Annotated in this window: 14 protein-coding genes and 1 tRNA gene; 6 read left to right on the plus strand and 9 right to left on the minus strand. The window is 63.1% G+C overall.

Features of this window, described 5'->3' with window-relative positions; translation table 11 throughout:
- Positions 1 to 11 precede the first annotated feature (11 nt).
- Both leuA and ybiB read right to left on the minus strand, forming a co-directional pair.
- Positions 12 to 1,664, minus strand: coding sequence for a 2-isopropylmalate synthase (gene leuA / locus QCE58_RS02565; RefSeq protein WP_250433599.1), 1,653 nt, complete (start codon positions 1,662 to 1,664; stop codon positions 12 to 14).
- 417 nt (positions 1,665 to 2,081) lie between these two features.
- A complete protein-coding gene (ybiB, locus tag QCE58_RS02570; RefSeq protein ID WP_250480245.1) occupies positions 2,082 to 3,074 on the minus strand; it encodes a DNA-binding protein YbiB in 993 nt (330 codons plus the stop codon).
- Between the two features lie 326 nt (positions 3,075 to 3,400).
- Here ybiB and QCE58_RS02575 point away from each other — a divergent pair, with 326 nt between their 5' ends.
- Genes QCE58_RS02575 through QCE58_RS02585 form a run of 3 tightly spaced genes read left to right on the plus strand, consistent with a single transcriptional unit; the run spans position 3,401 to position 5,368 of the window.
- The gene (locus QCE58_RS02575) at positions 3,401 to 4,099 is read left to right on the plus strand and encodes a fumarylacetoacetate hydrolase family protein (RefSeq protein ID WP_008351720.1); all 699 of its coding nucleotides are present in this window, start codon (positions 3,401 to 3,403) and stop codon (positions 4,097 to 4,099) included.
- Between the two features lie 10 nt (positions 4,100 to 4,109).
- Positions 4,110 to 4,754 carry a maleylacetoacetate isomerase gene (gene maiA / locus QCE58_RS02580; protein WP_008351718.1) on the plus strand — a complete coding sequence of 215 codons (645 nt, stop codon included), beginning with the start codon at positions 4,110 to 4,112 and terminating at the stop codon, positions 4,752 to 4,754.
- On the plus strand, positions 4,751 to 5,368 hold the full coding sequence (locus tag QCE58_RS02585; RefSeq protein WP_008351716.1) for a LysE/ArgO family amino acid transporter: 618 nt from the start codon (positions 4,751 to 4,753) through the stop codon (positions 5,366 to 5,368). The genes maiA and QCE58_RS02585 overlap by 4 nt, the downstream gene beginning before the upstream one ends.
- 32 nt (positions 5,369 to 5,400) lie before the next feature.
- Here the strand turns inward: QCE58_RS02585 and ftsY are convergent, their stop codons facing one another.
- Positions 5,401 to 6,636: a signal recognition particle-docking protein FtsY gene (gene ftsY, locus QCE58_RS02590; protein WP_250433601.1), complete on the minus strand. Its 1,236-nt coding sequence runs from the start codon at positions 6,634 to 6,636 to the stop codon at positions 5,401 to 5,403.
- Positions 6,637 to 6,867: 231 nt separating this feature from the next.
- On the opposite strand from ftsY, the gene rsmD reads away from it, so the two are divergent.
- The 3 genes from rsmD to QCE58_RS02605 all read left to right on the plus strand — a co-directional run bounded on the left by rsmD (position 6,868) and on the right by QCE58_RS02605 (position 8,438).
- Entirely contained in the window at positions 6,868 to 7,494 is a 627-nt protein-coding gene (gene rsmD / locus QCE58_RS02595) for a 16S rRNA (guanine(966)-N(2))-methyltransferase RsmD (protein ID WP_034470529.1), read from the plus strand.
- Positions 7,495 to 7,593: 99 nt separating this feature from the next.
- Complete coding sequence (gene coaD, locus QCE58_RS02600; RefSeq protein ID WP_008351711.1) at positions 7,594 to 8,100, plus strand: pantetheine-phosphate adenylyltransferase; 507 nt, start codon at positions 7,594 to 7,596, stop codon at positions 8,098 to 8,100.
- A gap of 77 nt (positions 8,101 to 8,177) precedes the next feature.
- Positions 8,178 to 8,438: a YfhL family 4Fe-4S dicluster ferredoxin gene (locus QCE58_RS02605; RefSeq protein ID WP_008351708.1), complete on the plus strand. Its 261-nt coding sequence runs from the start codon at positions 8,178 to 8,180 to the stop codon at positions 8,436 to 8,438.
- On the opposite strand, the gene hisC is transcribed toward QCE58_RS02605, so the two are convergent.
- From hisC to ispE, 6 genes are all read right to left on the minus strand, one after another.
- Positions 8,435 to 9,502 (minus strand): histidinol-phosphate transaminase, encoded by a 1,068-nt coding sequence (gene hisC / locus QCE58_RS02610; protein ID WP_250480246.1) that lies wholly within the window; start codon positions 9,500 to 9,502, stop codon positions 8,435 to 8,437. The two genes, QCE58_RS02605 and hisC, sit on opposite strands and share 4 nt — an antisense overlap.
- A gap of 13 nt (positions 9,503 to 9,515) precedes the next feature.
- Positions 9,516 to 10,118 (minus strand): aminoacyl-tRNA hydrolase, encoded by a 603-nt coding sequence (gene pth / locus QCE58_RS02615; protein ID WP_008351704.1) that lies wholly within the window; start codon positions 10,116 to 10,118, stop codon positions 9,516 to 9,518.
- Positions 10,119 to 10,223: 105 nt separating this feature from the next.
- On the minus strand, positions 10,224 to 10,841 hold the full coding sequence (locus QCE58_RS02620; protein WP_034470532.1) for a 50S ribosomal protein L25/general stress protein Ctc: 618 nt from the start codon (positions 10,839 to 10,841) through the stop codon (positions 10,224 to 10,226).
- Between the two features lie 151 nt (positions 10,842 to 10,992).
- Positions 10,993 to 11,946, minus strand: coding sequence for a ribose-phosphate pyrophosphokinase (locus QCE58_RS02625; protein WP_008351701.1), 954 nt, complete (start codon positions 11,944 to 11,946; stop codon positions 10,993 to 10,995).
- A gap of 50 nt (positions 11,947 to 11,996) precedes the next feature.
- Positions 11,997 to 12,073 (minus strand) — tRNA-Gln (locus tag QCE58_RS02630).
- A 53-nt stretch (positions 12,074 to 12,126) separates the two neighbouring features.
- On the minus strand, positions 12,127 to 13,008 hold the full coding sequence (gene ispE, locus QCE58_RS02635; RefSeq protein ID WP_008351699.1) for a 4-(cytidine 5'-diphospho)-2-C-methyl-D-erythritol kinase: 882 nt from the start codon (positions 13,006 to 13,008) through the stop codon (positions 12,127 to 12,129).
- Between the last annotated feature and the right edge of the window lie 17 nt (positions 13,009 to 13,025).

The raw sequence follows: 13,025 nt of genomic DNA on the forward strand, positions 1-13,025 counted from the left end.
CGCGCCGCCCATCACGCTTCCACGGCTTCGTCTTGCCGCAGGTTGTCCACGACGCGCCCGGAGCGGTTGACCGCGCTCACGACGGCATCGGCGACCGCGAGCGCCGGATTCGCATGCACCGCGACGCCGAAGCGCGTCGGCCCGTCTCCGACACGACAGCCGACGAACGCCGCCGTGTCGCCGTTCGCCGTCGCGGACGTCTCGAACCAGTTCACGCTCGCGTCCACGCCGAGCGCGGCGGCGACCGCCTGCGCGTGAGCGTCGCCGCTCGTCGCAGCCACTACGGCCGGTAATGCGACGCGCCTTTCGAATACCGTAAGCGTCGAAACGTCGATGCGCGATACCGGCCCGCCCGCATCGAAATACTCGCGCTTGAAGAGCTCGCAGATCGCTTCGCCGCTGATTTCCGCGCCGGATGCATCGGTGACTTTCTGGACGGCGTGGCTGAATTCGATCTGCACGCGGCGCGGCGGCGTGAAGCCGAGACCGCGTTCGAGCAGATACGTCGAACCGCCCTTTCCGGACTGGCTGTTCACGCGGATCACGGCGTCGTAGCTGCGGCCGAGATCGGCCGGATCGATCGGCAGATAGGGCACTTCCCACACCGTGCCCGGCACGCGCTGCGCGAAGCCCTTGCGGATCGCGTCCTGATGCGAACCCGAAAACGCGGTGAACACGAGATCGCCCGCGTACGGATGGCGTGGATGCACCGGAATCTGATTGCAGCGCTCGACGACGCGGCGCACGGCGTCGATATCGGAAAAATCGAGGCCCGGATCGACGCCTTGCGTGTAAAGATTCATCGCGAGCGTCACGAGATCGACATTGCCGGTGCGCTCGCCGTTGCCGAAGAGGCAGCCTTCGATGCGATCCGCGCCAGCGAGCAACGCCATTTCCGCCGCCGCGACGGCCGTGCCGCGATCGTTATGCGGATGCACCGACAGCACGATGCTGTCGCGAAAGCCCATGTTGCGGTCCATCCACTCGATCTGATCGGCGAAGACGTTGGGCGTTGCCGCTTCGACGGTCGCGGGCAGATTCACGATCATTTTGTGATCGGGCGTCGGACGCCACATTTGCGCGACGGCATCGCAGACTTCGCGTGCGAACGACAGCTCCGTCATGCTGAAGGTTTCGGGCGAGTACTGATAGATCCAGTGCGTGTCCGGCCGCGCCGCCGCGCATTCCTTGATGATGCGCGTGCCTTCGACCGCCAGCGCCTTCACTTCGTCCTTCGACTGGTTGAACACGATCTTGCGGAACGACGGCGCGATCGCGTTATAGAGATGCACGATAACCTTGCTCGCACCTTCCACCGCTTCGAACGTGCGCTCGATCAGTTCGCGGCGCGACTGCACGAGCACTTCGATGGTCACGTCGTCCGGAATGCGCTTTTCGTCGATCAGCTTGCGCACGAAGTCGAAATCCGTCTGCGATGCCGACGGGAAGCCCACCTCGATTTCCTTGAACCCGATTTTCACCAGCATCTCGAAGAACTCGAGCTTCGCTGCGATGCTCATCGGCTCGATGAGCGACTGGTTGCCGTCGCGCAGATCGGTGCTCATCCAGACGGGCGCTTTTTCGATCGTGCGGTTCGGCCAGCGGCGGCCATTCAGACGGACTTGCGGAAACGGACGGTATTTCTCGGCGGGGTTCGGCATCATGATCGTCGATCTCTCTTCGGACGGTTTGCGTAGCGTCTGCGAGAGAGGCCGTGTCCGGCGGCTGGCCGGGCGTGGCGGCATGCACGTAAGACCGGGCGGCGCGCGCGTTCACACGAATCACCGGCGATGGTGACGCCTGCGACCAACGTGAACGTGCGCGAAGCAGCGTGCATGTGACCCTCGCGTTTCCGTTTCGCGGGATGCGCGAACGAAAAGCTGACGACTACAGGTTGGTAAGAAAAGGTACTGCGGGAAACTTCTGGAGGACCGCGCGACTTGCGAACGCACGGCGCTACGTCTGGCGACTTACGCTAGACGTAGCGATAGGGGCCGCGCTAGGCGGCCCGAAATAATTCGGAGGGAGGAAAACTGGGTCAAGCGCATGCGTTCGACTTTAAACCAGCGTTGAATAGTGTGTCAAACGGGATTTTCCTGACCGGCGACCGGCTTGCGCACCACATTGGCGATGACTTCAACCTGGCGCGCGACCGCGGGCGGCACCGGCACATCGCCGCGCAGCACGGATTCGATCCAGCGCGCGGTGGTCGCGGCGTCGAGCGTCTCGGGCAGCTCGACACGCGGGGCGTCCGGCTGCGAATGCTCGGGCGCGATCAGCGTTTCGGCGTGGCCGTCGTGAAACCAGTCGACCTGCACCTGGCGGCGCGTGTCCGCGACGGCTTCGCCTTCCGTGCCGCGCGCGAGCAGTGCGCCGCCCGCCGCTGCGTCCGGATGCGCGGTGAAAAGCCCGGTGAGACTCTCGCGATATTCGGGATGCGTGTAGTTGACGAGCCGCACGCCCGGGTCCGCGAACGGTTGAAGGATCTTCACGAGCGTATGTGTCGAATTGCGCACGCCCATGCGGCGTCTGAGCGCGAGCAATCGCGCGAGCTTCGGCGCGAGCACGGTGATCGGCGCGAAGGAGAGGCGGCGCGAGGCGAGGCTGTCTTCGATTTCATCGTGCGAAGCCGCGTGCGCGATGCCCAGTTCGGCGAAGATTTCGGCGCTCGTCACGCGGCCGGGATCGCCGGTGACACCGTGCACCAGGACCGGTACGCCTTCGCGCGCGAGCAGCAGCGACAGGAGCGGCACGAGATTGGGCGTCTTGCGTGCGCCGTTGTAGCTCGGGATCGAGACGGGCCGTGCGTGCTCGCGGCCATCCTGGACATGCAGCGGCTCGAACGAGCGATGCGCGGCGGAAAGCATCGCGGCAAGCTCGGCGGCGGTTTCGCCCTTGACGCGATAGGCCAGCAGCACCGCGCCCAGTTCGAGTTCGGGCACGCGATCGTCGAGCATCGCTTCGTAGAGCGCGTAAGTATCCTCGTGCGAAAGTGCGCGCGCGCCATTCGGCCCGCGGCCGATTTCCTTGATGTAGCGTGCGCAGGCGAAAGTGGGGGAAGCAGAGTCGGTCATCGGAGAGGTGCGCGATCGGGCGCTCAATTCCGTAATCTGAGCGATGCCGTTGCGCTTTTTAAGGTGCAGGAATGCTATTGAGTACCGCATTTGAGGAGCGCTGGCAAGGTTTGCCCATCGAACGTTTCGCGCGCTTTTCCGCCGATGCTTACTAAAACCACCGCGCCAGCCGCAGCTCCGAAGGCCGGTCGAAAGCTCGCTGAGCCAAGCCCGACAAGCTTCGCCACGATTTGTGCGCGCACGTTACACTCCTTGTTCTCGCCGGCCGTGAACGCCGACGCATTCGTCCGGAAATCTGCAAATCAAAACAGCATCAGGAGAGCGGGATGAGTTATGTGTTTCCTCCGGCGCCGGCAGCAGCCGTGCCCGTCGATGGTTCGAACGAGCAGTTTCCCGTGCGCCGCATCTACTGCGTCGGGCGAAACTACGAAGCCCATGCGCGCGAAATGGGCCACGATCCGGATCGCGAGCCGCCGTTCTTCTTCAGCAAGCCCGCCGATGCCGTGCTGAACGTTGCGCCGGGCTCGACGGCGGAATTCCCGTATCCGTCGCAGACGAAGAATCTGCACTTCGAGATGGAACTCGTCGCCGCGATCGGCAAGCAGGGCAAGGACATTCCCGCCGATAAGGCGCTGGACTACGTCTACGGCTACGCGCTCGGGCTCGACATGACGCGCCGTGACCTGCAAGCCGAAGCGAAGAAGCTCGGCCGTCCGTGGGACACGGCGAAGGGTTTCGACCGCTCCGCGCCGATCGGCCCGATTCATCCCGTATCGAAGGTCGGGCATCTGGAAAAGAGCGCGATCTGGCTGACGGTCAACGGCGAGGAAAAGCAGCGCTCGGACATCTCGCAACTGATCTGGTCGGTCGGCGAGACGGTCGCGTATCTGTCGACGCTCTTCGAACTCTTCCCCGGCGATCTCATCTTCACCGGCACGCCCGAAGGCGTCGGCGCGGTCGTGAAGGGGGACGTGCTGAAGGGCGGCGTCGACGGCATCGGCGAATTCTCCGTGCGCGTCGTCTGAGTCCGCGACCATGAAGCTCTACAGCTATTTCCGCAGCTCGGCGGCGTATCGCGTGCGTATCGCGCTGAATCTGAAGGGGCTCGATTACGAGTACGAGGGCGTGCATTTGCTGCGCGACGGCGGCCAGCAGTTGAAGCCCGAATATCGCGCGGTGAATCCGGACGGCATTGTGCCGGCGCTCGTCGATGGCGACGACGTTCTCACGCAGTCGCTCGCGATCATCGAGTATCTCGAGGAGACGCATCCCGAGCCGGCGCTCCTGCCGAAGAATCCGTCCGATCGCGCCTTCGTGCGTTCGGTCGCGATGCAGGTCGCGTGCGAGATTCATCCGCTCGACAATTTGCGCGTGCTCAAGTACCTGAAGCATCAGGTGAAGGTGCCGGATGACGTGAAGGACGCGTGGTATCGGCATTGGGTCGAGATGGGTTTCACGTCGCTCGAAACGCGGCTGGCCGCCGACAGGCGCGTCGGCGCGCTCACGTTCGGCGACACGCCGACCGTTGCCGATCTGTGCATCGTGCCGCAGGTGTTCAACGCGCGGCGCTTCGGCATCGACGTGAGCGCTTATCCGACGATTTCGCGCATCGCCGATCACGCCAGCACGATCGACGCCTTCGCGCGGGCCGCTCCCGCGCAGCAACCGGACGCCGAATGACGGCCGATTTCCCGAGCTTTCTGTCGGGGGCGGGATTGGGCGCGAGCCTGATCGTCGCGATCGGCGCGCAGAACGCCTTCGTGTTGCGGCAGGGTTTGAAGCGACGTCACGTAGGAATCGTCGTGTCGATCTGCGCGTTCATCGACGTGATGTTGATCGGGCTCGGCGTCGGCGGCATGGGGGCGCTCATTTCGCGTGCGCCCGTCCTGCTCGACGTGATCCGCTGGGCCGGCGCGATCTTCGTGTTCCTGTACGGCTTGCGCGCGTTCATCGCGGCGTGGCGCGGGCCGGGGCATCTGGACGCATCGGATGGCGATTCGCAGACGGCGGTGGGCGCGGCATCCACGGTGCTCGCCTTGTCGCTGCTCAATCCGCACGTTTATCTCGATACCGTCGTGCTGCTCGGCGGCATCGGCGCGCAACGCGGCTGGCCGGGCGACGCGTGGTTCGCGGCCGGCGCGATGTCTTCGTCGATCGTCTGGTTCACGGCGCTCGGCTACGGCGCGCGTCTTCTGGAACCGTGGTTCGAGAAAGACGTGTCGTGGCGCGTGCTCGATGTGATCGTCGGCTGCGTGATGTGGTGGATCGCGGCTTCCTTGCTCTTCGCGCGATAAAAAAGAGCGCCACGCGGGCGCTCGTTTCACGTTCAGCCGAGCAACGCGTCGGCGAATTCTTCGGCGCTGAACGGCTGCAAGTCCTCGACTTTCTCTCCCACGCCGATGAAATACACCGGCACCGGCCGCTGACGCGCGATGGCCGCGAGAATGCCGCCCTTCGCGGTGCCGTCGAGTTTCGTGACGACGAGGCCGGTGAGACCGAGCGCGTCGTCGAACGCCTTGACCTGCGCGAGCGCGTTCTGACCCGTGTTCGCGTCGATGACGAGCAGCACTTCGTGCGGCGCATCGGGCATTGCCTTCGCGATCACTCGGCGCACCTTGCGCAGCTCTTCCATCAGATGCAATTGCGTCGGCAGACGTCCGGCGGTGTCGGCCATCATCACGTCGATCTTGCGTGCGCGCGCCGCGCCGACCGCGTCGTAGATCACGGCGGCGGCGTCGCCGCTTTCCTGCGCGATCACCGTCACGTTGTTGCGCTCGCCCCAGACCGTCAGCTGTTCGCGCGCGGCGGCGCGGAACGTGTCGCCGGCGGCGAGCATCACCGACTGATTGAAGCGCTGCAAATGCTTCGCCAGCTTGCCGATGCTCGTCGTCTTGCCGACGCCGTTCACGCCCGCGATCATGATGACGAGCGGTTGCGCGCGTCCGAGCATCAGCGATTTCTCGAGCGGGCGCAGCAGATCGACGAGCAGTTCGCGCAGCGCCTTCTTGACCTGCGAGGCGTCCGTCAGGCGTTCCGCGCGCACCTTCTCGCGCAGTGATTCGAGCAGGAATTCCGTTGCATCGACGCCGGCGTCGGACATGAGCAGCGCGGTTTCGAGCTCTTCGTAGAGATCCTCGTCGATCTTCGCGCTGACGAAAATCCCCGTCAGATTGGAGCTCGTCTTCGAAAGACCGTGCCGCAGACGCGAGATCCACGATTTTTTCGCGGCCGCATCGAGCGTCGGCGGCGGCACGACTTCCTCGCTCGCCTGATCCGTCTCTGGGCCGCGCGCCCATTGCGATTGCGTGCGCCCTTGCCAGTATTCCTTCGATTCCTCCGAGGGCGGTGCGGCGGGCGGCGTGGGCGCAGCGGGAGCGACGGGTTCCGCGGGCGCCGGTTCCTCCGGCTGCACTTGCTCCGACGGCGTTTCGGCGGAAAGCGCCTGACGTTCCAGCTCGGCGTCGGAGATTTCTTCGTCTTCGGCCGCCTCGACGGATTCGTCCTGAGGCGCGTCGAGCGGCGCATCAGCCGGCTTTTTGAATTTCTTGAAGAAGCTGAACATGGATGTGTGACGATGATGCGCGCGTGATCCGATGGCCCTGTGCGCGCTTTCGAGTCGTTTTTGCGCGAGGCCCGCGCGATGGGATGGAAGCGGCATATTTTATCAGGCGCTGCCGCGCGCGCCCGTGCGGCTCCCGTCATGGCGTGCGTGTGGTAACGTTGGCTTTCATTGCTCGCGCCATCCGATCTCAAGCAAAAACACGCCGGCGCGCCCGACTCCCACCTTCCTTTTATGCCTCGCTCGTCCGCTACCCGCTCCGCCCTGACCAGCCACACGCCATCGCGCGGCGGCAAACCGCACACGATCCGCATCATCGGCGGAGACTGGAAGCGCACGCCGCTGCCCGTGCTCGATCTCGATGGCCTTCGGCCCACGCCGGATCGCGTGCGTGAGACCCTCTTCAACTGGCTCGGCCAGGATCTCTCCGGACAACGTTGTCTCGACATGTTCGCCGGTAGCGGCGCGCTCGGTTTCGAAGCCGCGTCGCGCGGCGCGGCGCGCGTGCTGATGATCGAACGAAGCGCGAAGGCGGCCGCTCAGATCCGCGCAAATCAGGCCAAGCTCGGCGCGCGCAACATCGAGATCGCGGAGGCCGATGCGCTGCGGCTCGTCGCGAGCCTCGCGCCCGGTTCGTTCGACGTGATCTTTCTCGATCCGCCTTTCGGCGATCACGCGTTGCTATTGCGCGCGCTCGAACTGACGGCGCCGCTCGCTTCGCCCGATGGCGCGATTTACGTCGAATGCGGCGATGCGCTGGACATGTCCGGCATCGATGCGCTCGCCGGCTGGAGCGTCGTGCGCGAGGGCAAGGCGGGCGCCGTCCGCTATCATTTGCTGCGCCGCGAAAATGAGGAATAATGCGCGTTCCCGATTTCGACGCAGCCGATTTCGCGGGAAACGAGGCAGAGCTGGTCGTCGCAGCCACGCGGCCCAGTGTAAATAGAAGAGGAGAAGCTCATGGTTGTCGCCGTGTATCCGGGTACGTTCGACCCGCTCACCCGCGGGCATGAAGACATCGTGCGGCGCGCATCGAGCATTTTCGATCAGCTCGTCGTGGGCGTCGCGGACAGCCGCGCGAAGAAGCCGTTTTTCTCGCTGCAGGAACGGCTCGATATCGCGCACGAGGTCCTCGGGCATTATCCGAACGTGCAGGTGAGCAGTTTCACCGGGCTATTGAAGGATTTCGTGCGTAAGAACAACGCGCGCGTGATCGTGCGCGGATTGCGCGCCGTCTCCGATTTCGAGTATGAATTCCAGATGGCCGGGATGAACCGCTATCTGCTGCCCGATGTCGAGACGATGTTCATGACGCCGTCCGATCAATATCAGTTCATCTCCGGCACCATCGTGCGCGAGATCGCGCAGCTTGGCGGCGACGTGAGCAAGTTCGTGTTCCCGTCGGTGGAAAAGCGGTTGATGGACAAGGTCGGCGAGCAGACGCAGAAAGATCCGGCGGCGCCTTGAGACGCCGGGCCCGCGCACTTATCTGCGAAGGTGCGCGGGTTTATGCCGGAAGCCATCCGGCAAGAAGAGAGTGAAGCATGTCCCTGATCATTACCGACGAGTGCATCAACTGCGACGTTTGCGAGCCCGAGTGCCCGAACGACGCAATTTCGATGGGTCCCGAGATTTACGTCATCGACCCGAACAAATGCACGGAATGCGTCGGCCATTTCGACGAGCCGCAGTGCCAGCAAGTGTGCCCGGTGGAATGCATTCCGCGCGATCCGGCGCACGCCGAATCGCCCGAACAGTTGATGGCCAAGTACCACGCGCTGATGGCCGCGAAGGGCAATTCCTAAGCGACGATCTCCGTCAATGCAGCGACGAGCGCATCGCATTCGGCCGGCGTGCCGATGGAAATGCGCAGATGCTGATCGATGCGCGGCAGTTTGAAGTGGCGCACGAAAATTTCCTTCGACTTTAGCGCCGCGGCGAGCGTCGCGGCATCGTGCGCGGGATGTTTCGCGAAGACGAAGTTGGCTGCGGACGGAACGACATCGAATCCAAGCGTCTGTAGCTGCGCGCTCAACTTCTCGCGGCTCGCGATCACCTTCGCGCAACCCTCCTCGAACCACGCCTGATCTTCGTACGACGCGATTGCCGCGACTTGCGCGAGGCGGTCGAGCGGATACGAATTGAAGCTGTCCTTCACGCGCGTGAGCGCCTCGATGAGCGCCGGATCGCCGAACGCAAAGCCGACGCGCATACCCGCCAGCGAACGCGCTTTCGACGTCGTCTGCACGACGAGCAGGTTCGGATAGGCGTCGATCAGATTCACGGCCGATTCCGCGCCGAAGTCCACATACGCTTCATCGATGATGACGGGTGCATCCGGATTCGCCTTCAGCAGCACTTCGATTTCCGACAGCGGCAGGGCGCGGCCCGTCGGCGCATTCGGATTCGGCAGCAGCACGCCGCCGCATGGCGCGCGGTAATCGTCGACATCGATGGCGAAATCGGCGTTCAGCGGCACGGTCTCGTATTCGACGCCGTAAAGCTGCGCGTACACGGGATAAAAGCTGTAGGTTATGTCGGGAAAGCGGATCGGCTTGTCGTGCCTGAGCAGCGCCTGGAACGCGTGCGCGAGCACTTCGTCCGAACCGTTGCCCGCGAAAACCTGCTCGATGCGCAATCCGTGATGGTTCGCGACGGCCTCGCGCAATGCACGCGCGGTCGGATCCGGATATTTGCGCAGCGACGCGCCGTCCGCGCCGAGCTCGTGGCGGATTGCATCGACGACGCGCGGCGACGGCGGATACGGATTCTCGTTGGTGTTCAGCTTGACGGGATGCGCCAGCGCGGGCTGCTCGCCCGGCACATACGGCGTCAAACGATGGACGATATCGCTCCAGAAACGGCTCACTGTCGGCTCCAAATCAAGAATTGCGGTGCAGGTTCATCATCGCACGCTCGGTTTCGCCTGCGACGACGAACGGCATCACGGCGAGCGCGCGCTCGATCGACTGATCGATCACGTCCTGTTCCTCGCGGCGCGGCGGCTTGAGGACGAAGTTCGCGACATCGGGTTTCGCGCCCGCGCGCGCGCCTTCGGGAATCAGATCACGCGGATGCCCGATCCCGATGCGCAGCCGCCAGTACTGCTGCGACGAAAGATGCGCGGAGATGTCCTTCAGGCCGTTGTGTCCGCCGCTGCCGCCGCCGAGCTTCATCTTGACGGTGCCGGGCGGAAGATCGAGTTCGTCGTGCGCGACGAGAATTTCGTCGGGGAGAATCTTGAAGAACTGCGCGAGCGCAACGACCGATTGCCCTGAGCGATTCATGAACGTCTGCGGTTCGAGCAGATGCACTTCGTGGCCGTGCAGACGTCCCTTGCCGTAGAAACCGTGGAAACGGCGCTCTTCGCGCAACGTGGCGCCGGCGTCGCGTGCGAACTGGTCGACGAACCAGAAGCCCGCGTTATGCCGCGTCGCCGTGTATTCGGCGCCCGGATTGCCCAGGCCGACGATCAGCTTGATCATGTCGAGTCTTGTAGAACGAAAAAAAACCCGCCGGGGCTTGCGCGCCGGCGGGTCACGTCGACCGTTCTTGCGAACGGATCGAGAGGATAGCGATATTCCGCGTGCTTACTCGGCTGCCGGCTTGTCGCCTTCAGCTTCGCCAGTCCCTTCCGACACGACGGCAGCCGGAATGGTCGCCGAAGCCACCACCGGATTTTCCGCCTCGACGGAGATCGTCAGGCTCACGCCCTTCGGCAGCGGGATGTCCTTCGCGTGCATCGTCTGGCCGGCTTCGATCTTCGCCAGATCGATTTCCAGGAACTCAGGCAGGTCTGCCGGCAGGCATTCCACTTCCAGTTCCGTCACGACGTGCGAGATCACCGCGCCCGACAGCTTCACGGCCGGGTTGGTTTCCTGGTTCATGAAATGCAGCGGCACCTTGGTGTGCAGCTTCTTCTTCGCGTCGACGCGCTGGAAGTCCACGTGCAGCACGAGCTGCTTGAACGGGTGGTATTGCACGTCGCGCAGCAGAACTTGTTGCGACTTGCCGGCCACTTCCAGGTCGAGAATCGACGAGTGGAAAACTTCTTTCTTCAGGGCGTGCCACAGGGCGTTGTGGTCGAGTTCGACCAGTTGAACGTCCGTTTCACCGCCGTACACGATACCCGGGGTCTTGCCCGAGTTACGCAGGCGGCGGCTCGCACCCGTACCTTGCTTGCTACGCTCGAAAGCGACGACTTTCATATTCGACTCCTATATCTGCCCGCGACCAGGCAGGGAAACCGGGATCATCGAAAACGTGTGATCCCACAACAAGCGACGCGAACCTTCGTCCGTTCGCGCCGATCATGCAAAAACGCGAAGCCTCTGCTTCGCGTTCCTTGCTCGATTCTGATTAACCTTCGGCGAAGAGCGACATCACCGAGTCGCCGCGCCGGATTCGGGAGAACGTCTCCGCGAGCAAACCCGCGCTCGACAGCGGACGGATCTTCGCGCACGCGAGCGATTCGGCCGAAAGGGGAATCGTGTCCGTGACGACGAGTTCGTCCAGCTCCGACGCCGTGATGCGCGCCGCCGCGCCGCCCGACAGAACGGGGTGCGTCGCGTATGCGAAAACCTGTTTCGCGCCACGATCCTTCAATACTTGCGCGGCCTTGCACAGCGTGCCGGCGGTGTCGACCATGTCATCCATGATGACGCAGGTGCGGCCTTCCACTTCACCGATGATGTTCATCACTTCAGCGACATTCGCCTTCGGACGGCGCTTGTCGATGATCGCGAGGTCCGTGTTCAACTGCTTGGCGAGCGCACGCGCGCGCACCACGCCGCCGACGTCCGGCGACACGACCAGCAGATGGTCATGGTTCTGCTTGCGCAGATCGCCGAGAAGAACGGGTGTTGCGTAGATGTTGTCGACGGGGATGTCGAAGAAGCCTTGAATCTGGTCGGCGTGAAGGTCCATGGTGATCACGCGATCGACGCCGGCAATTTCCAGCATGTTCGCGACGACCTTCGCCGAGATGGCCACTCGCGCGGAACGCGGACGGCGGTCCTGGCGCGCATAGCCGAAGTAGGGGATGGCTGCGGTGATCCGGCCTGCGGATGCGCGCTTGAGCGCATCGACCATGATCATCAGTTCCATCAGGTTGTCGTTCGTGGGAGCGCAGGTGGACTGCAGAACGAATACGTCTTTGCCCCGAACGTTTTCCTGAATCTCGACCATGATCTCGCCGTCTGAGAAGCGGCTGACCATCGCTTTGCCGAGAGGAATACCAAGGATTTTGACGACTTCCTGTGCAAGCGCGGGATTAGCGTTGCCAGTAAAAACCATCAGGCCGTCACTGCTCATCGTGCACCTGTCTGCGGCTGGAGGCGAGAGGAAAAACGCGAGAAAAGGAATGGCAGGGGAGGAAGGACTCGAACCCTCGCATGCCGGAATCAAAATCCGGTGCCTTGACCAACTTGGCGACTCCCCTACACAACTCTGAGTCTCGCCGGGAAGTGTAGGACATACCCGGCAAAACGAAACCTATGACGCGAAAGCGAAGAGAGGATGAGAATCCAGACTTGCCGTTACCACACTCTTCCAGCTTGCCGGCAATTTGGCTTGCGCCATTTCTGCTTCGGCTCGGCTGGCGAAAGCGGCAAACACGCTTGCTCCAGATCCGGTCATTCGCGCCGGTGCGAGATTGGAAAACCACTCGAGCACCTTTGCAACTTCCGCGTACTTTCCTGCAACCACAGCCTGCATGTCGTTTCGACCGAAGCTGTCTGGCCAGTTTGTGTCTGACCTTTGCTGTGCAAGAAAGTCCATCATTGTGACGACTTTCGTATCCCGTGTCAAGCTTTTTTCGGAGAAAATCGCCGCGGTGGGGACGTGAGCATCAGGCGTTACTACGAGGAAGAAACGTTTCGGCAGATCGACTGCCTGGAGCGCCTCACCTACACCTTCTGCGAAAGCATTTTGCCCGAAGACAAAAAACGGCACGTCCGCGCCGAGTTGCAGGCCGAGATTCTGCAGAATCTCACGCGAAAGATCAACACCCCAGAGACGATTTAACGCTAAAAGAGTTGTCGCCGCGTCGGAACTGCCTCCGCCGAGGCCCGCACCCATTGGCAAACGCTTGTCGATCTCGATCTCCGCGCCGAACTTCGTCCGCGTGTGATGCTGGAGCAAACGTGCGGCCCGCACGACGAGATCGTGTTCTTCGGGCACGCCCGGCACGTCGGTCTTGCGCATGATGACGCCGTCGTCGCGACGCCTGAAGTGCAGATGGTCGCCCCAGTCGAGCAACTGGAAAACGGTCTGCAGCGAATGGTAGCCATCCGGACGGCGGCCCGTGATGTGCAGGAAAAGATTCAGCTTCGCTGGCGCGAGGCAGTCACGAAGCGTTTCGTTCGATGAGGACATGCGTGATGCTTTGAACC

Source organism: Caballeronia sp. LZ028, assembly GCF_031451415.1.
Classification (GTDB): domain Bacteria; phylum Pseudomonadota; class Gammaproteobacteria; order Burkholderiales; family Burkholderiaceae; genus Caballeronia; species Caballeronia zhejiangensis.